Raw genomic sequence first — 24,710 nt, 5'->3', positions numbered from 1 at the left:
CACGGCGGGCCTAGAACTCCTCGTCGAAGCCCACCGAGCCCTCGACCGCCACCTGGTAGGCGGACGGGCGGCGCTCGAAGAAGTTCGTCAGCTCCTGGACGCCCTGGAGCTCCATGAACGAGAACGGGTTCGACGAGCCGTACACCGCGGGGAAGCCGAGCCGGGTCAGGCGCTGGTCGGCGACGCACTCCAGGTACTCGCGCATCGACTCGGTGTTCATGCCGGGCAGGCCCTCACCGCACAGGTCGCGGCCGAACTGGAGCTCGGCGGCGACCGCCTCCTTCAGCATGTCGGTGACCTGCTGCTCCAGCTCGTCGTCGAAGAGGTCCGGCTCCTCCTTGCGGACGGTGTCCACGACCTCGAAGGCGAAGTTCATGTGCATCGTCTCGTCGCGGAACACCCAGTTGGTGCCGGTCGCCAGGCCGTGCAGCAGGCCCCGGCTGCGGAACCAGTAGACGTAGGCGAAGGCCCCGTAGAAGAACAGGCCCTCGATGCACGCCGCGAAGCAGATCAGGTTGAGCAGGAAACGGCGCCGGTCGGCCTTGGTCTCCAGGCGCTCCAGCTTCTCCACCTCGTTGATCCACTTGAAGCAGAACTGCGCCTTCTCGCGGATGGAGGGGATCTCCTCGACCGCGTCGAACGCGGCGGCGCGGTCCTCCGGGTCGGGCAGGTAGGTGTCGAGCAGCGTCAGATAGAACTGGACGTGCACGGCCTCCTCGAAGAGCTGACGGCTCAAGTACAGCCGCGCCTCGGGGGAGTTGATGTGCTTGTAGAGCGTGAGCACCAGATTGTTGGAGACGATCGAGTCGCCCGTCGCGAAGAACGCGACCAGGCGGCCGATCATGTGCTGCTCGCCCGGCGTGAGCTTGGCGAGGTCGGCGACGTCGGAGTGGAGGTCGACCTCCTCCACGGTCCAGGTGTTCTTGATCGCGTCCCGGTAGCGCTCGTAGAAGTCCGGGTAGCGCATGGGACGCAGGGTCAGTTCGAAACCCGGGTCGAGCAGGTTCTTGTGTTCGGTCGAGCTCATTACTGGCAGGCCTCGCAGGACTCGGGGTTTTCCAGGGAGCAGGCGACGGCGTCGGCGTCGGGGGCCGCCTGCTGCGTGGGGATGGTGGTGGCCTGGGCGGCGCGGGCGATGCGGGTCGCCGGGCGCGAGCGCAGGTAGTACGTCGTCTTCAGGCCCTGCTTCCAGGCGTACGCGTACATCGACGACAGCTTGCCGATGGTGGGCGTCTCCAGGAACAGGTTGAGCGACTGCGACTGGTCGAGGAAGGGGGTGCGGGCGGCGGCCATGTCGATCAGGCCGCGCTGCGGGATCTCCCACGCCGTGCGGTACAGGGCGCGCACGTCGGCGGGGATCCAGCCGAAGCCCTGCACCGAGCCGCTGGCCTCGCGCAGCGCCTCCCGGGTCTGCGCGTCCCACACGCCGAGGTTCTTCAGCTCCTCCACCAAGTAGCCGTTGACCTGGAGGAATTCACCGCTCAGGGTCTCGCGCTTGAACAGGTTGGAGACCTGCGGCTCGATGCACTCGTACACGCCCGCGATGGAGGCGATGGTCGCGGTCGGGGCGATCGCGAGCAGCAGCGAGTTGCGCATGCCGACCGCGGCGATCCGCTCGCGCAGGGCGGCCCAGCGCTCCGGCCAGTTCAGCTCGACGTCGTAGTGGTCGGGGTGCAGCACGCCGCGCGCCGTGCGGGTCTTGTCCCACGCCGGCAGCGGTCCCGACCTCTCGGCGAGGTCGGCGGAGGCCTCGTACGCGGTCAGCATGATCCGCTCGGACAGCTTCGTCGACAGGGCCCTCGCCTCGGGGGAGTCGAAGGGCAGGCGCAGCTTGAAGAAGACGTCCTGGAGGCCCATCGCGCCCAGGCCCACCGGGCGCCACCGGGCGTTGGAGCGGCCGGCCTGCTCGGTCGGGTAGAAGTTGATGTCGACGACCCGGTCGAGGAAGGTCACCGCGGTGCGGACGGCGTCGTCAAGGCGCTCCCAGTCGATGCCCTGGGACTCGGTGTCCACGAACGCGCCGAGGTTGACCGAGCCGAGGTTGCACACGGCCGTCTCGCCGTCGTCGGTCACCTCAAGGATCTCGGTGCACAGGTTGGAGGAGTGCACCGTGTGGCCCGGCTCAGCCGTCTGGTTGGCGGTGCGGTTGGAGGCGTCCTTGAACGTCATCCAGCCGTTGCCGGTCTGCGCGAGGGTGCGCATCATGCGGCCGTACAGATCGCGCGCGGGCATGGTCTTGCGGGCGAGCCCGGCGGCCTCGGCCTTGCGGTAGGCGGCGTCGAACTCCTCGCCCCACAGGTCCACGAGCTCGGGCACGTCGGCCGGCGAGAACAGCGACCAGGTGCCGTCGGCGTCCACGCGGCGCATGAACTCGTCGGGGATCCAGTGCGCGAGGTTCAGGTTGTGCGTACGGCGCTGGTCCTCGCCGGTGTTGTCGCGCAGCTCAAGGAACTCCTCGATGTCGGAGTGCCAGGTCTCCAGGTACACCGCGGCCGCGCCCTTGCGCCGCCCGCCCTGGTTGACCGCGGCGACCGAGGCGTCCAGGGTCTTGAGGAAGGGGACGATGCCGTTGGAGTGGCCGTTGGTGCCCCGGATCAGCGAACCGCGCCCACGCACCCGGGAGTAGGAGAGTCCGATGCCGCCCGCGTGCTTCGAGAGCCGCGCCACCTGGTGGTAGCGGTCGTAGATGGAGTCCAGCTCGTCCAGCGGCGAGTCGAGCAGGTAGCAGGACGACATCTGGGGGTGGCGGGTGCCGGAGTTGAAGAGCGTGGGGGAGGACGGCAGGTAGTCCAGGCGGCTCATCAGGCCGTACAGGGACGCCACTTCGTCCAGGGCGCGCGCCGACTCGTCCTCGGCGAGGCCGGACGCCACACGCAGCATGAAGTGCTGGGGGGTCTCGACGACCTTGCGGGTGATCGGGTGGCGCAGCAGGTAGCGGGAGAAGAGGGTGCGCAGGCCGAAGTAGCCGAAGCGGTCGTCGGCGCCGTCGGCGAGCGCGGCGTCCACCAGGGCGTCCAGGCGGGCGGCGTGGGCGCGGACGAACGCGAGGGTGCGGTCGGCGATCAGACCCTCGCGGTGACCGGTCTCGACGGAGGCGGAGAACGACACCGCGCCCTGGCTCGCGGCCTCTTCGGCGATGGTGACCGTCAGGAGGCGGGCGGCGAGGCGGGAGTACGCCGGGTCCTCGGAGATGAGCCCCGCGGCCGCCTCGGTGGCCAGCTCGCGCAGCTCGGCCGCGTCGGAACGGGCGTTGCGGCCCCGCAGCGCGGCGGCGGCGACCCGGCCCGGGTCGGTGTCCGGGAGGTCGGCGGTGAACTCGGTCAGGGTCCGCAGCAGCGCGGTCCCGGGGGCATCCGCGAGCTCATCGGTGATCGCTGAAGCGGGATCCGCTGGGGCGATGGTCACGTGGGGGGCACTCCCTCGCTCGGCACGGGGCCTTCGGGGGAGGCGTCGGCGCGCGTCGGGGCAGCCCTCAGCGCGTCGTCCACCGGCCCAACCGCGAGGCCCGGACGTCTGGCACCCGGATCGGTCGAACCGGGAGCGCCGTCGGCAGGTTGTCGGACTCGACCCGTATGTATCCGTACGAGTCATACCGTTGCGGGACAGTTCCGGATTCGCACCGGATTCCCCTGCGACGACAGCGAGGACGAGCATACATGTGGGGGGCGCTGTGGGTGGCGCCCCCCACATGTTGTGTCGTCGGCCGATCAGCCTCCGACTGTCAGGGGCCTCCGCTATCGTCGGTGACAGAGCCCTGAAGGAGGCGAGCCGACATGACCGCGACGACTGACCGGCCCCACATGCTGACGGAGGATTTCGAGGCCGTCGCGCGCATAGCCGCCCGTGAGAGGGAGGGGACGCGGCTCGAATTCATCAACGGGGTCATCAGGAGCAAGGCCATGCCGGACGGGGACCACGGGCGGATCATCCAGTGGCTCACGCGCATCTGCGTACAGCATCGGCCGGAGCTGTGGTTGTATCCGGGGCAGGGGATCAAGGCTCAGCAGTACCGGGCGGGGCGAGCGATCCCGGACGGGGCGCTCGCGCCATCCGACGCCTTCGTCGGACAGGGTGACTGGGTGGACCCCGAATCGATCCTCATGGTGGTAGAGGTGACCTCGTGGGACTCCGACACGCACCGTCGTGACCACGTCGAGAAGCCGCAGGCTTACGCCGAGACCGGCATTCCCCTGTATCTGCTGATCGACCGGGCCGCGTGCGAGGTCTCCGTATACAGCGAGCCCGATGGCCACCGGTACGCGTCGGTGCGCACCCTCCCCTTCGGCCGGGACCTCGAGCTTCCCGAGCCGGTGGGGATCACCCTCCAGACCGAGCAGCTCAAGGACTGGGTGCGCTGACCCACACGACGAAGGGCCGTGGCACCCCGGGTGCCACGGCCCTTCGTCGTTCAGCGGAACCTCAGTGCGCCGCCCCCGCCGTCGCCGGCGGCAGCTCGGTTGCGACGCCCGGGTCGCCCGCGTCCGCCGTGTAGTCCTCAGGCGAGGTCTCGTCGACGCCGTCGGGGGCCTTCACGGCGCGCAGGACGAAGGTGAGGACCACGGTGACCACCACGTTCAGGACGAACGCGGTGAGGCCGATGTAGCCGATCTCGCCGATGCCCGGGATCTCCTTGGAGGAGCCGCCGAAGTGCTTCTGCGTGGGCGAGGCCACCCCGTACGCGGCGAGCGTGCCGTAGACCATGCCGACCGCCCAGCCCGCGAGCAGCGCCCAGCGGTGGAACCAGCGCGTGAACAGGCCGCCGACCAGGGCCGGGAAGGTCTGGAGGATCCAGATGCCGCCCAGGAGCTGGAAGTTGATGGCCACGGTCTTGTCCATGGTCAGGACGAAGACCAGCGCGCCGACCTTCACCACCAGCGAGACCAGCTTGGAGACCTTGGCCTCCTGCGAGGGCGTCGCGTCGGGCTTGATGAAGTCCTTGTAGATGTTGCGGGTGAAGAGGTTCGCCGCCGCGATGGACATGATGGCGGCCGGCACGAGCGCGCCGATGCCGATCGCCGCGAAGGCGACGCCCGCGAACCAGTCGGGGAACATGTCCTCGAAGAGCTGCGGGATGGCCAGCTGCCCGTTGGTGACCTTGACGCCGGCCGCGATCGCCATGAAGCCGAGCAGTGCGAGCAGGCCCAGCATCAGCGAGTACAGCGGCAGGATCGTGGTGTTGCGGCGGATGACGTTGCGGCTGCGCGAGGAGAGCGTGGCCGTGATCGAGTGCGGATACATGAACAGCGCGAGCGCCGAGCCCAGCGCGAGCGTGGCGTACGTCCACTGGCTCTTCTCGCCGGGCACGAGCGCCCCGGTCGGCTTGCCCCCGGGCGGCCCGGCGAACTTGTGCTGCGCCGCGCTGAAGATGGCGTCGAAGCCGCCCAGCTTGATCGGGATGTAGATGATCGCCACCACGATGACGAGGTAGATCAGACCGTCCTTCACGAACGCGATCAGCGCGGGCGCGCGCAGGCCCGATGAGTAGGTGTACGCGGCGAGCACCGCGAAGGCGATGAGCAGCGGCAGGTCCTTGACGAACCAGTTGCTCGATTCGCCGCCTACGCCCATGACGTCCAACACGGCCTGGATGCCGACCAGTTGGAGCGCGATGTAGGGCATCGTGGCGAGGATGCCGGTGATGGCGACCGCCAGCGAGAGGCCCTTGGAGCCGAACCGGCCACGGACGAAGTCCGAGGTGGTGACGTAGCCGTGCTTGTGGGAGACGGACCACAGGCGCGGCAGGAAAGTGAAGATCAGCGGGTAGACGAGGATCGTGTACGGGACCGCGAAGAAGCCCGCCGCGCCCGCCGCGTAGATCGCCGCCGGGACGGCCACGAACGTATAGGCCGTGTAGAGGTCGCCGCCGAGCAGGAACCAGGTGACCCAGGTGCCGAACGACCGGCCGCCCAGGCCCCATTCGTCGAGGCTGGCCGCGCTTTCGGCGGACTCGGCCTTGCGCCAACGGGCCGCCAGGAAGCCGATCACGGTCACGGCCAGGAAGAAGAAGATGAAGACGCCGAGCGCGACGCCGTTCACGCCGTCCTTCACTTGGACGCACCCCCCTTCTTGTCACGGGAGGCGGAGCCGGCCGCCGGAGTCGCCGGGCGCGAACGCTGGTCGTGCTGCCACAACTTGTACGCGACCATGGTGAGCGCGGTCGAGATCAGCACCCAGAGCATCTGGTACCAGTAGAAGAACGGGATCCCGCCGAGCTTGGGGTCGATCTTGGCGTAGGAGCTCACCCACACCATCGCGACCAGGGGCGCGATCAGACAGAGAGCGATGACCACGCGCACGGGCGTGATCACCGGTCTCCTCACTTCCGTCGATTCCGGCATTGGGCGACTCCGTCCCCTCACGATCACCTGTGCGTTGGATCACTGTGCAATGCGCAGGAAATCTAGGGGACGGTTTCGGTCAAGGGAACCCCCGTCCGGATTCCGGACGGGACGCCTTGGACCGAACGGTCCGCCCGGGGGCCTCAGTCGGCTCGGCTCAGTCGGTCGGGCTCAATCGGCCCGGCTCAGTCGGCCGGGCGCTTGAGGCGGGCCACGAACTTGTAGCGGTCGCCCCGGTAGACCGAACGCACCCATTCCACCGGCTCGCCCCCGCCGTCCAGGGAGTGCCGCGACAGCATCAGCATCGGCAGGCCCACGTCCGTACCGAGCAGTCCGGCTTCGCGCGGGGTGGCCAGCGACGTCTCGATGGTCTCCTCGGCCTCCGCAAGACGCACCCCGTACACCTCGGCCAGCGCGGTGTAGAGCGAGGTGTACTTCACCAGGGAGCGGCGCAGGGCCGGGAAGCGCTTGGCGGACAGATGCGTGGTCTCGATGGCCATCGGCTCGCCGCTCGCCAGGCGCAGCCGCTCGATGCGCAGCACGCGGCCGCCGGCGGTGATGTCGAGCAGCCCGGCGAGGGTGTCGTCGGCGGTGACGTAGCCGATGTCCAGGAGCTGGGAGGTGGGTTCGAGGCCCTGGGCCCTCATGTCCTCGGTGTAGGAGGACAGTTGGAGGGGCTGGGAGACCTTGGGCTTGGCGACGAAGGTGCCCTTGCCCTGGATGCGCTCAAGGCGGCCCTCGACGACCAGCTCCTGGAGGGCCTGGCGCACGGTGGTGCGGGAGGTGTCGAACTCGGCGGCGAGCGTCCGCTCGGGCGGCACCGGGGTGCCGGGCGGCAGGGTCTCCGTCATCTCCAGCAAGTGGCGCTTGAGGCGGTAGTACTTCGGCACGCGGGCGGTGCGGACGCCGGCGCCCGCCTCCGTCGTACCGCTGCCGTCGGCGGCCATGGTCTGCCTTCCCGAGTGCTGCGCTGCTGCCGTCACCGGCTCCTCCGTCTGTCGCGGCTCACATGGTGGCACGGACCGGTCACGGGTCGTCGCCCTCCGTCAGGGTGTCGGTCCGGTAACGCGATCGACAAGCCCTTCTTATACACCGCCGCGCGGCGGACGTGCGGGGGAGTGTGCAAGTTGGTCTAAACCATTAAAGCCCAGGAGGGTCTTGGCGGCAGCTCGGCGGGTGCGCGTGAGGCCTGCGGGAGGGGGCGCGCGGGGCCCGCGGGAGGGGGTGCGGAGGCCCTGGCCGGCGCCGAGGTGTCGGTCCGATAACGGACGGTCTCGGCGTTCTTATCGGCCCTTGACACCCCTAAAGGTCTAGGCCAAGCTCCCGGTACTGGTCTAAACCATTAAAGACCAATCCCAGTCCCACGGGTAGTACTTCGCGTATGCGGCATCGCGGTGGGCGGGGGGTTTCGGGCATCCCTGAGGAGAGTGGCGTGAAGCGCAAGCTCATCGCGGCGATCGGCGTCGCGGGCATCATGATCGGCGCCGCGGCCTGCGGCGGCAGTGACAAGAAGGACGGCGCCGCGGGGGGCGACGCCAAGGAGCTCACCGTCTGGCTGACGGTCGACGCCCAGAAGAACTGGCCCGAGCTGGTGAAGGCGGCCGACGACGCGATCGTCGCCAAGCACCCCGGCCTGAAGATCACCCACGAGTACTACGGCTGGCCGGACAAGAACGCCAAGCTCGACGCCGTCCTCGCCACCGACAAGGCGCCGGACGTGGTGGAGATGGGCAACTCCGAGATGCCCTCCTACACCGGCAAGGGCGCCTTCGCCGAGGTCGACGCGTCGAAGTTCGACAACTCCGCCTCCTGGCTGGACGCGCTCAAGGCCTCCGTCACCTCCAACGGCAAGACCTACGGCGTCCCCTACTACGCCGGTGGCCGCACGGCGACCTGGCGCAAGGACATCGCCACCGACGCGGGCATCACCGCCACCCCCAAGACCTACGCCGAGCTGACCGCCGACCTGGACAAGGTGCAGGCCGCGAAGGGCGACAAGTTCAGCGCCTGGTACCAGCCCACCCGTGACTGGTACGCGGCCATGTCCTTCGTGTACGACGCCGGCGGCTCCATCGCCAAGCAGGACGGCGACAAGTTCAAGGCCAACCTGTCCTCGCCGGAGTCCATCAAGGGCCTCACCGAGTACAAGAACGTCGTCGACAAGTACATGAAGGGCGACAAGACCAAGGACGAGTCGGACCGCCCGATCGTCTACGGCCAGGGCAACTCCTTCCTCGTCTTCAGCCCCGCCTGGGAGGGCGCCAACGCCGCCCTGCCGGAGAACGACAAGGTGGGCAAGCTCGCCGACAAGATCGAGAGCTTCGTGATGCCGGCCCCGTCCGGCAAGCCCATGCCGGTCTTCCTCGGCGGCTCGGACCTCGCGATCCCGGTCAAGTCCAAGGCGCAGGGCGTCGCCGCCGAGTGGATCAACGCGTTCACCGGCACCCAGGGCCAGAAGGGCCTGGTCGCCAAGGGCAACCTGCCCAACAACAAGACGGACCTCGCGCCCCTGAAGTCGGACCCGAAGACGGCCGTGCCGGCCACCGCCGCCGAGTCCAGCTGGTTCGTGCCCATGGCGGCGGGCTGGGGCCAGGTCGAGAAGGCCAAGATCCTCCAGGACATGCTCCAGGCGATCGGCACCGGCAAGAAGCCGGTCGAGCAGGCCGCGAAGGACGCGGACGCCGCGATCGACAAGGTCATCAACAACAAGTGACCTTCGGGCAGGGCCCCGTCACGACGGCGGGGCCCTGCCTGACCAGTTCCAGAGAGGGATCCCCAGGAGCGCGCGATGAGTGCCGCAGAGACAACCACCGCCAAGGTGCCGCCGACGCGGCGCGACCCACAACCGGGCGCCGGGTCAAAAGAGCCGGGAAAGCCGGGCAAGAAGCGGGGCACGGGCGGGGGAGCGGCGGTGCCCTGGGCACTGCTCGCGCCCTGCCTGCTCGTCCTCGCGCTCGTCCTCGGCTATCCGCTGGTGCGCCTGGTCACCCTGTCCTTCCAGAAGTTCGGGCAGCCGCAGCTGTGGGGCTTCCAGGCCGCCGAGTCGGTCGGCCTGGACAACTTCACAGGCGTCCTCGGTGACGCCGAGTTCTGGCGCGTCGTCGTGCGCACCATCCTCTTCGCCGCCTCCGCCGTCGTCCTGACCATGGTCATCGGCATGCTCGTCGCCCTGCTGCTCCAGCGGGTATCGGGCTGGGTCAAGACGCTCATCAACGTGGCGCTCGTGGCGAGTTGGGGCATGCCCATCGTCGTGGCGATCACCATCTTCAAGTGGATGTTCGACAGCGACTACGGCGTACTGAACTGGCTGCTCAGCCAGTTGCCCGGGGTCGATGTCACCGGACACAACTGGTTCATCTCCAGCACCCAGGGCCTCGCGGTGATCATGGTGCTCGTGGTCTGGGGCGCGGTCCCGTTCGTGGTCATCACGCTCAGCGCCGGGCTCACCCAGGTGCCCAAGGAGCTCGAAGAGGCCGCCCGGCTCGACGGCGCCGGCTCCTGGGGCGTCTTCCGCCACGTCACCCTGCCGATCCTCAAGCCCATCGTCGTGATGCTCGCGACGCTCTCGGTCATCTGGGACATGGGCGTCTTCCCGCAGGTCTTCGTGATGCGCGGCGGCCACCCCGAACCGGAGTACCAGCTGCTCACCACGTACTCCTACGACAAGGCCTTCGTGGTCAACGACTACTCCCAGGGCTCCGCGATCGCCCTGCTCACCGTGCTCCTGCTGCTCGGTGTGATCGCGGTCTACATGCGCCAGATGCTCAAGATCGGGGACGTCGAGTGAGCGCCACGATCGGAAAGGACGGTGCGGCGATGGCCGCCTCGACCGCCGTGGCGCCGGCCGCCACGCGCGGGAAGTCCCCCCGGAGGAAGACCAAGCTGGGCTGGAACCTGCTCGGCCTGCTCGTCTTCGTCACCGCGGGCTTCCCCGTCTACTGGATGCTGAACACCGCGTTCAAGCCCGCCAAGGACGCGATCGACCCGAACCCGCATCTCTTCCCGACGCACTTCACGCTCGACAACTTCCGCCGGGCGCTCCAGATCGGTGACTTCTGGGGTGCGATCGGGCGGTCGCTGACCGTCTCGGTGGTGGTCGTCGTCATCGGCATCGCGGTCGGCCTGCTCGCCGCGCTCGCCATCTCCCGGTTCGCCTTCCGCGGCCGCAAGATCGTCATCGTCGGCATCCTGGCGGTGCAGATGGTCCCGCTCGTCGCGATGATCATCCCGGTCTTCCTGCTCCTCAACGACCTCGGTCAGTACGACAAGCTCTCGGGCCTGATCATCACGTACCTGACCTTCATCCTGCCCTTCACGGTGTGGACGCTGCGCGGATTCATCGTCAACGTGCCCAAGGAGCTGGAGGAGGCGGCCATGGTCGACGGCTGCACCCGCACCGGCGCCTTCATCCGCGTGGTCTTCCCGCTGCTCGCCCCCGGCATGGTGGCGACCTCGGTCTACGGTTTCATCCAGGCCTGGAACGAATACCTCTACGCCCTCATGCTGATGAGCCAGAACCACCAGACGGCCACGGTGTGGCTGTCCAGCTTCACCACGCAGCACGGCACCGAGTACGCCCCGATGATGGCCGGATCGACCATGATGGCCGTGCCCATCGTGATTCTCTTCCTCCTCGTCCAGCGCAAGATGGCCGCGGGTCTGACGGCCGGCGCAGTGAAGGGATAACCCCGCCCCATGACGACAATGACCACGGGCTCCGACACACTGACCCGCGACGCGCTCGCCGTCCTCCAGCCCGGCTTCACCGGCACCACCGCGCCCGACTGGCTGCTGCGCCGCATCGGCGAAGGCCTCGCCTCCGTCGGCCTGTTCGGCCGCAACATCGTCACCGGGCCCCAAGTGGCCGAACTGACCGCCCAGTTGAGGGCCGAGCGGGACGACGTCCTGGTGGCCATCGACGAGGAGGGCGGCGACGTCACCCGTATAGAGGTGCGCACCGGCTCGTCCTTCCCCGGCAACCTGGCGCTCGGCGCGGTCGACGACCTGGACCTCACCCGCGAGGTCGCCCGCGAGCTCGGACGCCGGCTCGCCGAGTGCGGCGTCAACCTCAACTGGGCGCCGTCGGCCGACGTGAACTCCAACCCGGACAACCCGATCATCGGCGTACGGGCCTTCGGCGCCGACACCGACCTCGTGGCCCGGCACACGGCCGCCTACATCGAGGGCCTTCAGTCGGCCGGAGTCGCCGCCTGCACCAAGCACTTCCCCGGCCACGGCGACACCAATGTCGACTCGCACCACGCCATGCCCCGCATCGACGTGGATCTCGACACGCTGCACGCCCGTGAGCTGGTGCCTTTCCGGGCCGCGATCGCCGCGGGTTCCAAGTCGGTCATGAGCGCGCATATCCTTCTTCCCGCGCTCGACCCCGCCCGTCCCGCCACGCTCAGCCCGCGCATCCTCACCGGATTGCTGCGGGACGAACTCGGTTACGACGGGCTGATCGTCTCGGACGCGGTGGAGATGCAGGCCATCGCCGGGACGGTCGGCATCGAGCGGGGCTCCGTCCTCGCGATCGCGGCGGGCGCCGACGCCCTGTGCGTCGGCGGCGGCCTGTGCGACGAGGGCACCGTCCTGCGCCTGCGCGACGCGCTGGTCGCGGCGGTACGGGACGGCGAGCTGGCCGAGGAGCGGCTGGCCGACGCGGCGGCGCGCGTGCGTGCGCTCGCGGCGTGGGCCCAGCGGGCCAGGGGGGACAGGACGGGGCCGGGCGCGGCGGTGCAGGAGGGGACCGCGCCCGGCACCGGCTCCGGCGGCGACATCGGCCTGGTGGCCGCGCGCCGGGCCGCCCGGGTCACCGTGGCGCCGTCGTGGCGCCCGATGAGGAGCGCCCCGTACGTGGCGACGTTCACGCCCGTGATGAACATCGCGGTGAGCAGCGAGACGCCCTGGAGCATCGGCGCCGAACTCGCCGCACTGCTGCCGGGAACCGAGGGCGGCAGCTACGGAGCGGACAGCACCGCCGCCGACGTGCTCGCGGCGGCGGGGGAGCGCCGCGTCGTCGCCGTGGTGCGCGACGAGCACCGCCACCCGTGGATGGCGGCGGCCCTGGACGCGCTCCTCGCGGCCCGCCCGGACACGGCCGTGGTCGAGATGGGCGTGCCACGGGCCGCTCCGCGCGGGGCGCTGCACATCGCCACGCACGGAGCGGCGCGGGTGTGCGGCCGGGCGGCGGCGGAGGCCATCACCAGGGTCTGACCCGGCCCACGAGACACGTGGCGGGGTGACGGTCGGCGGACCGTCACCCCGCCACGTTTGCATGTGCGGGCCGGATGCGGGGCGGGTGCGGCCCGGTGGGGGCGCCGGCCACCCCGCGCGGGGAATGTACGAAGGGGCCGAATTTCGGTGTACGCGAGGGCCGAATCGCGCCGGTTCTCCGGAGTCGCGCGTTCCGGATTCCCCGCCGAACGGCCCTCAACTCGACGACAGGGCGGTCTACTTGACAGTACGTATCCGCCGTGTGTCCGGTGCGTGAACCGGCCCGATTCCGGACTTGTACGGCCTCAACTTCGGGCTTGACACCAGAAGTTGGTCTAGTCCACCTTGGAGGAACGCAAGATCGGTGAGGGTGCCCTCGATCCCTGAGCGGCACCGAGCGCAAGGAGGTGGCACCCGGCCCTGCCGTTGTCGAGAGGGACACTCTCCGCCGGGTGACCGGCCGGCGCGACGAGGCGCCGAGCCCGCCAAGTCCGGTCGCTCCGAGCCTGTTTGCCCGCGCAACGCCCCAGGGTGAAGCGGCCGGAACGAGGGCCGCCCGGGAGCGTCCCGTACCGCCCGGCGCCGCACACCTCGCGGCCGTGACCGGCCGCACGCCCGGCACCGGACGCGAACACGACCGCAAGCCGCCCCCGCCCGCCGCGCCGCCCGCCGCCGACCGGCCGTGACCACATCCGGCCGAAGGCGCACGGTCCGCACCGGCCACCGCACCCCGCCGATCCCGCCCCGCCGCCACCCCATCCCACCGCGCCCGCGCCCGGGCCCGGTTCCCCGTGCCACCGGGGATCCCCACGCCAACGACCCCCGACCCCCCGACCACCGGAGTGATCGCATGCCGGCCCCCGACCGCCACCTCTACCGAGCCGCCTCGGCCCGCCCCTACTTCAGCTCGGACGGCGGTGAGACCTACCTCGCCCGCACCCCGCTGCGCGACATCGACAAGACGCGCCCCCTGCGCGTGCTCTCCGAGGAGGACTTCGCCTTCTGGCAGACGTACGGCTACGTCATCGTCAGGGAGGCGATCCCGGCCGCCGCCGCGCGCCGCCTCCTCGACTTCGCCTGGGACTTCCAGGGCCTGGACCCCGAGCGCCCCGAGACCTGGTACTCCGAGGACCGGGTCTTCGCCACCGAGCTCGAACAGCACCTGCACGTCTACGGGTTCGTGGAGGCGTACCACCACCAGCTCCTGTGGGACAGCCGTCAGACGCGCCGGGTGTACGAGGCGTTCGCCGACGTGTGGGACTGCGAGGAGCTGTGGGTCACCCTCGACCGGCTCAATCTGAACCCGCCCAACATCAAGGACCGCGACCGCGCGCACATCGAGCCCACCGACAAGGGCTTCGACATCGAGCTGCACTGGGACGTCGACACCACGCTCGGTGTGCTGCCGCAGCGCGTCCAGGGCATCATCGCGCTCAATGACACCCAGGACGACCACGGCGGTTTCCAGTGCTCGCCCGAGCTGTTCCGCCGCTTCGAGGAGTGGAAGGTCGCGCAGCCCGCCGACCGCGACCCCATCAGGCCGAACGCCGACCGCGCCGAGTTCCCGGTCGTCCGCCCCGAGCTCAAGGCCGGCGACCTGCTGATCTGGAACGGCCTGCTCGCGCACGGCGTGGCCCGCAACACCTCTGACAACGGTGTCCGCGCGGTCCAGTACCTCTCGATGATGCCCGCGCTCGAATCGGACCACGAGGTGCGCGCCTCGCGCGTGGAGTCCTGGCGCACCCTCAGCACCCCGGACTGGAACAAGACGCTCGTCGGCGACGCGCGCCGCCCCGAAGCGCTCCGGTACCCCACCGCCGCCCTCGACGACCTCGGCGCCAAGCTGCTCGGCCTCACGTCGTGGGGCACCACCGGGCCCGTGGCCCCCACGGAGGAGCCCGCGTGCGACGCATCTGCCTGACGCTGCCCACCAACCGGGCGTGCGCGGCCACTCTCGTGGCCGTCCACGAGGAGGCCGCACACGCCGCCGCCCACTTCGACGTCGAGGTCCACCTGCTCGTCCTGGACTCCTCCGACGACCGTGCTCGCGCCGAACACGCCCGTACCGTAAGCGAGTTGGCGCCGTCCCCCGGCGTCGTCGTGCACCACCTCGACGAGGCGCGCCAGCGCGACTTCCTGCGGCGGGTCATCGAGGGCGCCGGCGTCGCCAAGCCCGACCTGATGCTCGACCTCATGCTGCCCGCCGGCGTGTCCTACGGGGCCTGCACCAACCGCGCCTTCCTGATCGCCAGCGCGCTGGGCTGCGAGTCCGTGCACCGCAGGGACTCCGACAGCAGCTACCAGATGCTCGACGGCGAACCCGTCTTCCCCATCCACCACGAGCTGCTGTCCCTCGGCAAGCGCGCCGTGGACGCCCTGCCCGGCGTCACCAGGACCCGCCTGGACCCGGCCGACGTGTACAAGCCGGTGTCGATGGTGGGCAGTTCCTTCGTGGGTGAGCTGTCGGTGGACATCGGGGAGATACGCGACCTGGACCCGGAGATCTACTACGAGGTCGTCGGCCTGTGGGCCGAGGCCGGCACCCCGCCCGAGGAGCGCCGCGAACTGGTCGACGACTCCTTCGTCGGCGCCGGGACCGACCCCTTCACGCACGACGAGTCCACGCTCGGCACCCCCGACATCTGGCGGGTCGACATGTGCAACATCGCCCTCGACCGCGAGGTCTATGAACGCGTGCCGCTGCCGCCCGCCACCAGCACCATAGGCAGCGACTACTTCCTGCTGCACGTGGTGCGGGACGCGACGCTGCCCGGCGTGGTGCACAACCGCAACATCGTGAACTACTACACCCCCGAGCGGCGCACCGGGCCCGGATTCACCGCCTACCAGCTGCGGTGGACCAAGTTCCTCCTGTCCATGCTCTACCTCTATCCCGTCTACACGGAGATGGAGCGCGTCCGTGGCGCACTGCTCGACGAGCGCCACCACCTCCGCGCCGACGCGATCGGCGCGCTGGTCGCCCACAGCACGGGCGAGGACCGCGCCGAGAACATCCGCAGGCTCGACGTCCTCGATCGCTGCTACCGCCAACTGGGCGGAAAATACGCCGAGTTCGCCGACCACCTCATGCCGCTGCGCGATCGCCTGCTCGACGAGGCACAGGCCGACACCGAGGACTTCGCGCTGCTCATCGAGGCGTGGGGGCCGCTGGTGGCGGCCGCCAAGTCACTGAGTCCGCTCCAGGGCGGCGACGATGCGTGAGAGCGCGGCCATCCGGGCGGCCCTCGCGGCCGCCACCGACGACCGGATCTTCTTCGACCTCGCCGGGATCGAGGACCAGTACGCGGCGCTGCTGCGGGAACTGCCCGGCGTCGCGGTCCGGTTCGCGATGAAGGCGTGCCCCGTGGACGAGGTGCTTGCCTGCCTCGCCGCGAAGGGCGCGGGCTTCGACGCGGCCGGCCCCAACGAGATCGAGCAGGCCCTGGCGACCGGTGTGCCGGCCGGTCTGATCCACTACGGCAACACGATCAAATCGGATCAGGACATCGCCGCCGCGTACCGCATGGGCGTACGCGACTTCGCCACCGACAGCGTCGAGGACGTCCGCGCCATCGCCCGGCACGCCCCCGGCTCGCGGGTGTTCTGCCGCCTCGCCACCAGTGGTGAGGGCGCGCTGTGGGGTCTGAGCCGCAAGTTCGGCTGCTCGGCCGACGACGCCGTACGGGTCCTGGAGTCGGCCCGGGACGCGGGCCTCGTCCCCTCGGGTCTGTCCGTGCACGTCGGCTCGCAGCAGATGACGGCCGAGGCCTGGCAAAGCGCCATCGACGACCTGACGGACCTGGTCGTGACCCTGAACGGGCGCGGCATCCTGCTCGACCGGATCAACCTCGGCGGCGGCCTGCCCGCGCTCGGCTGCCTCGACCGGGCGGGCCGGCCGCTCGATCCGCCCCTCGACAAGATCTTCGCGGTGCTGCGCGAAGGCATGGAGCGGCTGCGCGAGGAGTCGGCGTCGCCCCTGATGTTCCTGCTGGAGCCCGGGCGGCACCTGGTCGCCGACCACGGCGCGATCCGGGCCCGGGTCTCCCGGCTCTCGGCGCGGCGCGGGCACGACGGCACGCGCCGGCACTGGCTGTACCTGAGCTGCGGCAAGTTCAACGGTCTGTACGAGATGGACGCGTTGCAGTACCGCCTGGAGTTCCCCGGCCACGACACGGGCCCGCGCGTTTTGGCCGTGGTCGCCGGGCCCACCTGCGACAGCGACGACGCGTTCGACGAGGCGGGTCCTGTGCGGGTGCCCGCGTCGGCCGCCTCGGGGGATCCGGTCTGGATCCACTCCTGCGGCGCCTACGCCGTCGGCTACACCACTCAGGGTTTCAACGGCTTCGACCCGCTGCCGTACACCTGCATCGGAGGTTCGCGGTGACGCCGCAGCTGAACACCGTCCCGGACGACAGGCTCGTGCTGGACCCGGACGTCGTCATCCGCCCGCTGGCCGATGGCGACTGGGACGCGATCGTGGCCCTGGAAGCCGGCGCCTATGCGCGGGACGGTCTGTCGGAGGGGCGTGCTGCCCTCAAGTCCCGTTACGCGCCCGGCACATGCTTCGTGGTGGAGCACGAGGGACGCGTCGGCGGCTACCTCCTCGCCCTGCCGTACCCGCCCCTGAGCAGCCCGGATCTCAGCAGGGCGGAGGAGGCGGGGCCGCTGCCTTCGGCGGCGACGCGCAACCTGCACGCGCACGACCTGGTGATCGCCGAGCAGCTGCGCGGCCGGGGCCTCGGGCCCCGCCTGCTCACCCATCTGCGCTCCGTGGCGCGGGAGTTGGGCTTCGAGCGCATCTCCATGGTGGCCGTCAGGGGAGCCCATGTCGTCTGGGCCCCGCTCGGCTACCAGCCCCGTCCCGAGGTCGAACTGCCGCCGAGCTATGGCGCGAACGCGGTGTACATGTCCATGGAAGTAGGCTAAATCCGTATGTTCGGCCCCTTCGACGCATACCGCCGCTCCCAAGTGGCGATCGCGGCCCTGTTCTGCTGTCTCGGCTTCCAGTACGCCACGTGGGTCTCCCGCATCCCCGCCCTCAAGACGCGGCTCGGCCTGTCCGAGGCGGAGCTCGGGCTGCTCCTCATGGCCTGCGGGGCGGGCGCGGCGGTCTCCTTCCCGCTCGTGGCGGTCCTCACGAAACGGCTGGGTTCGCGGCGGCTCGCGATCTGCTCCACGCTCTGCCTCGGCGCGGTCCTGCTGGCGTTCTCGGTCACGCCCGACTACCCGGTGACGCTGCTCATCGCGTTCTTCGACGGGATCGCGGTCGGGTGCCTGAACGTGGCGATGAACGCGCAGGCGGCCGCGTTGGAGGTCGCCTACCAGCGCACGACGATGGCCAGGATGCACGCGACGTTCAGCGCCGGTTCGCTGTTCGCCGCGCTGCTCGCCTCCGGCGTGACGACGCTTTCCCCGGCCCTGCCGGTCCACTTCGGCGCGGCGACGGCGCTGCTGGTGGTCCTGGTGCTGGCCGCGCGGGGAGGTCTGCTGCCGCAGGACCAGAGCGCGGCCGAGCCGGCGCGGCCCGCCGCGGAGAAGCGGCGCAGGCCGGCCCTGCCCACCCGGGTGACCATCTGGATGGGGCTCGCGATGGCGTTCGGGACGGTCACCGAGGGGGCCATGAGCGACTGGTCCGCGCTCTATCTGAAGGACAGCGCCGGCGCGACGGCCTCCCTCGCGCCGCTGGGCATCGCGGTCGTCTCGGTCATGATGGTGCTGGCCCGGCTCTTCGCGGACGGCTGGCGCGGCAAGTGGGGCGACGAGCGCGTGGTGCGGGCCGGCAGCGCGCTGGCCGGCGCGGGCCTCGCGCTGGCCCTGCTGGCGGGCGGGGTGGTCCCGGCGCTGCTCGGCTTCGCCTGCGTCGGCCTCGGCATCGCGGCGGTGACGCCGTGCGTGTACGTGGCGGCGGCGCGGCAGGGTTCGGACGCGTTGGCGCTGGTCGCGGCGATGGGGACGACGGGGTTGTTGGCGGGGCCCGCGGTGATCGGCTTCATCGCGAGCGGCACGAGTCTGGCGTGGGGGATGGGTGCGGTGGCGGTCTCGGCCCTGGCCGTCTCCCTATGCAGCACGCGCATCCGCTTCCCATCCTTGGCGACGCCGCAACCGCGCGGGGCGGGCACGCGCTGAGTGCCGTTTGCGCAGTTCCCCGCGCCCCTGGGGTGGTTGAGCACGTGCTTGGCCGCGGGCGATGGACGGCTGGTCGCGCAGTTCCTCGCGCCCCTGGGGTGGCTGGTGTGCGGGTGTTTGGCTGCGGGTGGTGGGTGGCTGGTCGCGCAGTTCCTCGCGCCCCTGAGATGCAGGGACGGCGCGCAGCGCCGCCTGAGGGGCGCGGGGAACTGCGCGCTCAGCCAGGGACGGTCCGCAGGGGGACTCCGGCCTGTGCGCGCGGAGCGCGCTTGAAGGGGCGCGGCTGGCCCGCAAGGGATGGCCGGTGCGGCGCGGGGCGCGTTTTGGCGGGCGGGGTGGTCCGCAGGGGGTGCCCGGTGCGGCGTCGGGGGCGTTTTGGGGGCGCGGGGAACTGCGCGCTCAGCCACGGGCGGTCCGCACGGGGACTCGGCCTATGCGCGCGGAGCGCGCTTCAAGGGGCGCGGGGAACTGCGCGAACGGCCACGCACGGCCCGCAGGGACAGACCCGCCCTACGACGCGCAGCGCGTACTCAGGGGCGCGGGGAACTGCGCGAACGGTGCCGCACACGCACCCCGGACGCCCCGCGCAACGCGCATCCCCCGCCCGCCGCCCAGGCGCAACGCACCCTGGGGAGGCTAAAGCCCCTGCCACACCGGCTTGTTGGCGAACGTGTGGCGGAAGTACGGCGCAAGCTTCAGCTTGGACGCCGCCGCCTCGTCCACGACAACCGTCGCATGCCGGTGCAACTGCAACGCCGACGCCGGAACAACCGCCGCCACCGGCCCCTCCACGGTCTGCGCCACCGCCTCCGCCTTGCCCTCACCCGTCGCGAGCAGCACCAGGTGCCGCGCCTCCAGGATCGTGCCGATACCCTGCGTGATCACATGGTGCGGCACCTGGTCGATGTCGTCGTCGAAGAACCGCGCGTTGTCGACCCGGGTCTGCTCGGTCAGCGTCTTGATCCGGGTACGCGAGGCGAGCGAGGAGCAGGGCTCGTTGAAGCCGATGTGCCCGTCGGTGCCGATCCCCAGGATCTGGAGGTCCACACCGCCGGCCGAGGCCAGCGCGAGATCGTACGCCTCGCACGCCGCCTGTACGTCATCGGCGGAGCCGTCCGGGCCGATGAAGGAGTCCGCACCGAGCCCGAGCGGCTCGACGACCTGCCGGATCACCGTGGCACGGTAGGACTCGGGGTGCCCGGCCGGCAGCCCCACGTACTCGTCGAGCTGGCACACCCGGGCCCGCGAGACGTCCACGTCACCGGCGGTGACCTTGGCCGTCAGGGCCTCGTAGATCGGGATCGGGGTCGATCCGGTGGCCACGCCGAGCAGCGCGTCGGGCTTGCGTCGCCACAGGGCGGCGATCGACTCCGCGATGAGCTCGCCGCCTGCCTTGGCGTCCGGGACGATGACAACTTCCACGAGGGCCTGCCGATCTGGTGACGTGATACTGCAACGGGCGTGGTATAGACCAATCTAGCAGAGGGCGCGCCCCTCCCCATGGTCGTCCGACGGGGTTGCCGTCACGCATACGGAGACGGCCATTGGGGGGCACGCACGATGAAGCACCCCGCCCGCGCGACGGACCCGCCCCGCGCGACGGACCCGCCCCGCCCGCCGCCCTAGGCGATCGCCCCGCCCGTCGCGTCCAGCCACTGGCCCGTGATCCAGCGCCCGTCGTCCGAGGCCAGGAACGCCACCACGTCGGCGATGTCGGACGCCTCACCGACCCTGCCCAGCGGCGACATCGCCGCCGTCGCCGCCCACGCCCCGTCGTCCGCCCGCAGCCAGTCCGCGTTGATGTCGGTGTCGATCACCCCGGGCGCCACCGAGTTGACCGTGATCCCGCGCGGCCCGAGGACCTTGGACAGGTTGCGGGTCAGGACGTCCAGCGCGCCCTTGGTCATCGCGTAGGTGAGCGTCTGCGGCATCATGGCCGCGCGGGCCAGCCCGCTGGAGATGTTGATGACGCGCCCTGCGTCCCGCAGCCGGGACAGGCCGAGCTGCGTCACGAAGAACGGCGCCCTGGCGTTGACCGCGAAGAACCAGTCGTACGTCTCCTCCGTGACCTCCCCGAACGGCACGGGCCACCCGATCCCCGCGTTGTTCACGAGGATGTCGACCCCGTCGGCCTCGCGGTCGAAGGCTTCCCACAGCGCCGCCGCGTCCCCCGAGACCCCCAGCTCCTGGCCGACGGCGAAGGCGGAGCCGCCCGCCGCCTCGATGGCCGCGACCGTCTCCTTGGCCGCCGCCTCGTTGGTGGCGTAGTGCACCCCCACGCGCGCCCCGTCCCGCCCGAGCCGTTCGGCGATGCCCCGCCCGATCCCCCTGCTACCGCCCGTGACCAGCGCCGTCTTCCCGTCGAGCGTGCCCATGGCCGCGCCCCTTCCACCCCGGTGAATTAAGTAGCGGTCGCTACGGAAGGAACGTAACATATTCTGTAGCGATGATTACAGAAGAGTGCCGCCCTCGGAAGGTTGCGCCCTTGGGGCCGGCACGGGATATTGCGTCGTGCATACGGATGGACAGGGCAGAATGGTCTAGTCCACAATGAACACACCGCGCTTCCGCCCACCCCGCACAGGCGGGCGGAACCGAGGCCCCGGCGCTCTCTGCCCTGACCGCGCCGTGACCTCTCTTTGACGGCCGAGGGGACCGCACACCCGTCGGCCGGCAACCGGGCTGCGGTGCCCGGACGGGCTGAGGGTCCCGTCCCGGCGCCGCGGCCCGCAGTCATATCGGCCGAGATCCGCGGGTACGCTCGCCTCGTGCCCTCCATGAACGACCTCGTCCGCCAGCACACCGCTCTGAGTGAGTCCGACCTCGAGTGGCTGCACCTGCTGGTATCGGAGTGGCAGCTGCTCTCCGACCTCTCCTTCGCCGACCTGGTCCTGTGGGTCCCCACCCTGGACGGCACCCGCTATGTGTCGGTCGCCCAGATGCGCCCCAACACCGGCCCGACCTCCTACCAGGACGACATGGTCGGCCACCTCGTCCCGCGCGGCCGGCGCCCGCTCCTGGACGCCGCCCTCGACGAGGGCCGCATCGTGCGCGAGGGCGATCCGGAGTGGCGCGAGGAGGTCCCGGTCCGCGTCGAGTCCATTCCCGTACGCCGCGAGGGCCGCGTTCTCGGCGTCATCGCGCGGAACACCAACCTGCTCACTGTCCGTACGCCCTCGCGGCTCGAACTCACCTATCTCCAGTCCGCGTCCGACCTCGCCCAGATGATCGCCGCCGGGTCCTTCCCCTTCCCCGGCCAGCAGGTGGACATGGACGCCTCACCGCGCGCCGGTGACGGCCTGATCAGGCTGGACGCCGACGGCATCGTCCAGTACGCCTCGCCCAACGCGCTCTCCGCCTACCACCGGCTCGGCCTCGCCTCCGACCTCGTGGGCCAGCACCTGGGCCAGCTCACCGCCGAGCTCGCGCCCTCGCGCGGACCGGTGGACGAGGCCATCGCCAAACTCGCCAGCGGCTACGCGCCCCGCGAGGCCGAGGTCGAGGGCAACGACGGCGTCATCCAGCTGCGCGCCATCCCGCTCAAGCCGAAGGGCACGCGCATCGGCTCGCTCGTGCTGCTGCGCGACGTGACCGAACTGCGTCGCCGGGAGCGGGAGTTGATCACCAAGGACGCCACCATCCGGGAGATCCACCACCGGGTGAAGAACAACCTCCAGACGGTGGCTGCCCTGTTGCGTCTCCAGTCCCGCCGGATGGACTCCGACCAGGGCCGGGAAGCACTCAACGAGGCGGTCAGGCGCGTCGGTTCGATCGCCATCGTGCACGAGACGCTGTCGCAGAACCTGGACGAACGCGTCGAGTTCGACGAGATCGCCGACCGGGTCCTCGCCATGGTCGCCGAGATTTCACCCGGCAAGATCGACTGCCGTCGCACCGGCCGCTTCGGGATACTCGACGCCGAGGTCGCCACCCCGCTGTCCATGGTCTTGACCGAGGTGTTGCAGAACGCCCTTGAGCACGCCTTCGTCCCCGGCGACCAGGGCTCGGTCGAGGTGGCGGCGCTGCGCGGCGGCACCCGCGAGGACTCCCGGCTGCTGATCACCGTGCGGGACGACGGCCGGGGACTGCCCGAGGGCTTTGACGCGAAACGCACGGGAAACCTGGGCCTCCAGATCGTACGGACCCTGGTGGAGGGCGAGTTGGGCGGAAGCTTCGACATGGTCCCGGCACCGGAGCGCGGCACGAAGGTCGTACTCGACATCCCGGTGGGTCCCGAGAAGTAGCGCGTACCCGGGCTCCGCCGGCGTACACGGCCTTTGGCGATCCGGACGGCCCATACCGCCCTGCACAGCAGCGAGCCCCGAACCATGTGGCACGGTTCGGGGCTCGAATGCTGTGGGTTTGTTTCTACTGCTGCGCGCTGCGGCTCGGGGGGCGGTGAGTGCGTACGCTCTGTACGCGCCGCGCGGGGCTAAGGCAGGTGTGGGGGCTCAGGCGGTCGCGTTGCGCGCCCGGTTGCGAGCGGCACGGCGCTTCATCGCGCGGCGCTCGTCCTCGCTGAGGCCACCCCAGACGCCGGAGTCCTGGCCGGACTCGAGCGCCCACTGCAGGCACTGCTCCATGACGGGGCAGCGGCGGCAGACGGCCTTGGCTTCCTCGATCTGCAGCAGCGCAGGACCGGTGTTGCCGATGGGGAAGAACAGCTCGGGGTCTTCCTCACGACAAACGGCGTTGTGACGCCAGTCCATGGCTGCTACCTCTCTTGGTGTTACGTGCGGGGGGGTGCTTGTGAATGTGAACGCTTTCACGAATCCCTCAACAAGGGAAGGGCCATCTTCCAGTTGGACTGGTGGTGGTCCGGGTTTTGAGGAGGGGTTCTGGCTTTCAGTGGAGGCTGGTGTTGCGGGCCGTCCCGATCGCCATGTAGAGATTCGCAAACCTCGGCGGCGGATACAACCCCTTCCGGAAAGTTTTTTTGGATTCCTCGGTGTCGACTGGGTCACAGTCGTACTTCCATGGGGTGGATGCCAGCCTAAACGTTCGAGTGAAAGGACTTTGGGCCCTTCCACTCACACAATCACACGCAGTGCACGGCGTACGCCTGTGAACGCGACGCTGCTCCGCAGCCCCAGGTGGTCGCCGTCCATCTGGAAGGGGAGCGGGGCCTTGGAATGCAAGGTGAAGTCCGTCAAGTCGTGCAGGGAAACCGCGTGCTTGCCGCGCGGACCCCGTTCTGGCGTGGAAGTGAGCAACTGGGTCGCGTAACGCGTCGCGGAGGGGGTGGTCATCCGGGTCAGCGCCAGCACGTCGAGGGCCGCGTCGAAGGAGGCCTCCGGGGACGCGTACAGAGGACGATTGCCCAGGTAGGTGTAGGGAGAGGTGTTGCAGACTATGGAGAGCACGAGGTCTTCGACCGTCTCCCCGTCCGGCCGCTCCAGCGTGATCTGGCCGTGTCTGCGGTGGGGCTCGCCGAAGAACTGGCGCGCCACCTGGCGCAAATAGAGGGCGTGCGTCGAGCGCTTTCCACGCTCCCGCTGCTGTTCGACCCGGCCCACCACACCCGCGTCGAATCCGAACCCGGCACAGAAAGTGAACCAGCGTTCAGGAACGCCCTCGTCCGCCGTTCCCGGGACCCCCGACGCCAGACCGAGGCTCACCGTCCTGCTCCGGTTCTCGCGCAACGCGTCCAGAATGACACCGGTCGACTCCACAGCGTCATTGGGCAGTCCCAGAGCGCGCGCGAACACATTCGTCGAACCGCCGGGCACCACCGCGAATTCCGGGAGTTCGGGGCTCGGACCGTTGTGCAGCAGGCCGTTCACGACCTCGTTGACCGTGCCGTCACCGCCGAGCGCCACCACGAGATCGATGTCACTGCTCTCGGCGGCCCGCCGCCCGAGGTCCTTGGCGTGCCCCCGGTACTCGGTGGTCACCGCCTCCAGCTTCATCTCGCTGGCCAGCGCGTGCAGCAGGACATCACGCGTGCGCGCACTGGTGGTGGTAGCCGCCGGGTTGACCACGAGAAGTGCACGCATGGGCGCCAGACTACCTACCGGGGGGTATTGA

20 protein-coding genes and 1 riboswitch are annotated in these 24,710 nt (G+C 70.1%); of the genes, 11 read left to right on the top strand and 9 right to left on the bottom strand.

Going from position 1 to position 24,710, the window contains the following annotated elements:
- Positions 1-10: 10 nt before the first annotated feature.
- Both ACFYM2_RS24130 and ACFYM2_RS24125 read right to left on the bottom strand, forming a co-directional pair.
- A complete protein-coding gene (locus ACFYM2_RS24130; protein ID WP_350232574.1) occupies positions 11-1,027 on the bottom strand; it encodes a ribonucleotide-diphosphate reductase subunit beta in 1,017 nt (338 codons plus the stop codon).
- Complete coding sequence (locus ACFYM2_RS24125) at positions 1,027-3,405, bottom strand: ribonucleoside-diphosphate reductase subunit alpha (protein WP_359005580.1); 2,379 nt, start codon at positions 3,403-3,405, stop codon at positions 1,027-1,029. The genes ACFYM2_RS24130 and ACFYM2_RS24125 overlap by 1 nt, the downstream gene beginning before the upstream one ends.
- A gap of 125 nt (positions 3,406-3,530) precedes the next feature.
- Positions 3,531-3,671: riboswitch (cobalamin riboswitch) on the bottom strand.
- 102 nt (positions 3,672-3,773) lie between these two features.
- On the opposite strand from ACFYM2_RS24125, the gene ACFYM2_RS24120 reads away from it, so the two are divergent.
- Positions 3,774-4,358, top strand: a complete 585-nt coding sequence (locus ACFYM2_RS24120) for a Uma2 family endonuclease (protein ID WP_359005577.1) — start codon at positions 3,774-3,776, stop codon at positions 4,356-4,358.
- A gap of 61 nt (positions 4,359-4,419) precedes the next feature.
- On the opposite strand, the gene mctP is transcribed toward ACFYM2_RS24120, so the two are convergent.
- The 3 genes from mctP to ACFYM2_RS24105 form a co-directional block, all read right to left on the bottom strand.
- Positions 4,420-6,048 (bottom strand): monocarboxylate uptake permease MctP, encoded by a 1,629-nt coding sequence (gene mctP / locus ACFYM2_RS24115; protein ID WP_359005574.1) that lies wholly within the window; start codon positions 6,046-6,048, stop codon positions 4,420-4,422.
- On the bottom strand, positions 6,045-6,338 hold the full coding sequence (locus ACFYM2_RS24110; RefSeq protein ID WP_388838966.1) for a DUF3311 domain-containing protein: 294 nt from the start codon (positions 6,336-6,338) through the stop codon (positions 6,045-6,047). The genes mctP and ACFYM2_RS24110 overlap by 4 nt, the downstream gene beginning before the upstream one ends.
- Positions 6,339-6,523: 185 nt before the next feature.
- Positions 6,524-7,285, bottom strand: a complete 762-nt coding sequence (locus ACFYM2_RS24105) for a GntR family transcriptional regulator (protein ID WP_350234763.1) — start codon at positions 7,283-7,285, stop codon at positions 6,524-6,526.
- Positions 7,286-7,770: 485 nt separating this feature from the next.
- Between ACFYM2_RS24105 and ACFYM2_RS24100 the strand changes: the two genes are divergently transcribed.
- The 9 genes from ACFYM2_RS24100 (at position 7,771) to ACFYM2_RS24060 (ending at position 18,683) form a co-directional block, all read left to right on the top strand.
- Positions 7,771-9,051, top strand: coding sequence for an extracellular solute-binding protein (locus ACFYM2_RS24100; protein WP_388456428.1), 1,281 nt, complete (start codon positions 7,771-7,773; stop codon positions 9,049-9,051).
- A gap of 75 nt (positions 9,052-9,126) precedes the next feature.
- Positions 9,127-10,125: a sugar ABC transporter permease gene (locus ACFYM2_RS24095; RefSeq protein ID WP_359005565.1), complete on the top strand. Its 999-nt coding sequence runs from the start codon at positions 9,127-9,129 to the stop codon at positions 10,123-10,125.
- Between the two features lie 29 nt (positions 10,126-10,154).
- Positions 10,155-11,024, top strand: a complete 870-nt coding sequence (locus ACFYM2_RS24090; protein ID WP_359005624.1) for a carbohydrate ABC transporter permease — start codon at positions 10,155-10,157, stop codon at positions 11,022-11,024.
- A gap of 9 nt (positions 11,025-11,033) precedes the next feature.
- A complete protein-coding gene (locus ACFYM2_RS24085; RefSeq protein ID WP_388838963.1) occupies positions 11,034-12,557 on the top strand; it encodes a glycoside hydrolase family 3 protein in 1,524 nt (507 codons plus the stop codon).
- A gap of 850 nt (positions 12,558-13,407) precedes the next feature.
- The gene (locus tag ACFYM2_RS24080; protein ID WP_359005562.1) at positions 13,408-14,478 is read left to right on the top strand and encodes a phytanoyl-CoA dioxygenase family protein; all 1,071 of its coding nucleotides are present in this window, start codon (positions 13,408-13,410) and stop codon (positions 14,476-14,478) included.
- Positions 14,460-15,779 carry a DUF6271 family protein gene (locus ACFYM2_RS24075; RefSeq protein ID WP_388838960.1) on the top strand — a complete coding sequence of 440 codons (1,320 nt, stop codon included), beginning with the start codon at positions 14,460-14,462 and terminating at the stop codon, positions 15,777-15,779. The genes ACFYM2_RS24080 and ACFYM2_RS24075 overlap by 19 nt, the downstream gene beginning before the upstream one ends.
- Entirely contained in the window at positions 15,772-16,941 is a 1,170-nt protein-coding gene (locus ACFYM2_RS24070; RefSeq protein ID WP_359005557.1) for a type III PLP-dependent enzyme, read from the top strand. The genes ACFYM2_RS24075 and ACFYM2_RS24070 overlap by 8 nt, the downstream gene beginning before the upstream one ends.
- On the top strand, positions 16,938-17,483 hold the full coding sequence (locus ACFYM2_RS24065; protein WP_359005554.1) for a GNAT family N-acetyltransferase: 546 nt from the start codon (positions 16,938-16,940) through the stop codon (positions 17,481-17,483). The genes ACFYM2_RS24070 and ACFYM2_RS24065 overlap by 4 nt, the downstream gene beginning before the upstream one ends.
- A gap of 6 nt (positions 17,484-17,489) precedes the next feature.
- Positions 17,490-18,683: an MFS transporter gene (locus ACFYM2_RS24060; RefSeq protein WP_388838957.1), complete on the top strand. Its 1,194-nt coding sequence runs from the start codon at positions 17,490-17,492 to the stop codon at positions 18,681-18,683.
- 636 nt (positions 18,684-19,319) lie between these two features.
- Here the strand turns inward: ACFYM2_RS24060 and nagB are convergent.
- Both nagB and ACFYM2_RS24050 read right to left on the bottom strand, forming a co-directional pair.
- A complete protein-coding gene (gene nagB, locus ACFYM2_RS24055; protein ID WP_359005548.1) occupies positions 19,320-20,105 on the bottom strand; it encodes a glucosamine-6-phosphate deaminase in 786 nt (261 codons plus the stop codon).
- 200 nt (positions 20,106-20,305) lie between these two features.
- A complete protein-coding gene (locus ACFYM2_RS24050) occupies positions 20,306-21,058 on the bottom strand; it encodes an SDR family oxidoreductase (protein WP_388838954.1) in 753 nt (250 codons plus the stop codon).
- A 402-nt stretch (positions 21,059-21,460) separates the two neighbouring features.
- Here ACFYM2_RS24050 and ACFYM2_RS24045 point away from each other — a divergent pair, with 402 nt between their 5' ends.
- Positions 21,461-22,927 (top strand): PAS domain-containing sensor histidine kinase, encoded by a 1,467-nt coding sequence (locus tag ACFYM2_RS24045; protein WP_350234765.1) that lies wholly within the window; start codon positions 21,461-21,463, stop codon positions 22,925-22,927.
- Between the two features lie 207 nt (positions 22,928-23,134).
- Here ACFYM2_RS24045 and ACFYM2_RS24040 read toward each other — a convergent pair whose 3' ends face one another.
- Together ACFYM2_RS24040 and ACFYM2_RS24035 are read right to left on the bottom strand one after the other, a co-directional pair.
- Entirely contained in the window at positions 23,135-23,392 is a 258-nt protein-coding gene (locus ACFYM2_RS24040; protein ID WP_004937597.1) for a WhiB family transcriptional regulator, read from the bottom strand.
- 321 nt (positions 23,393-23,713) lie between these two features.
- Positions 23,714-24,679, bottom strand: coding sequence for a diacylglycerol kinase family protein (locus ACFYM2_RS24035; RefSeq protein ID WP_350232589.1), 966 nt, complete (start codon positions 24,677-24,679; stop codon positions 23,714-23,716).
- Between the last annotated feature and the right edge of the window lie 31 nt (positions 24,680-24,710).

Origin of the sequence: Streptomyces sp. NPDC006711 (assembly GCF_042869775.1) — a bacterium.
In the GTDB taxonomy this organism is placed as follows: Bacteria; Actinomycetota; Actinomycetes; order Streptomycetales; family Streptomycetaceae; genus Streptomyces.
The sequence above is the reverse complement of the archived record's forward strand: the minus strand, read 5'-3'. Positions and strand labels throughout refer to the sequence as shown.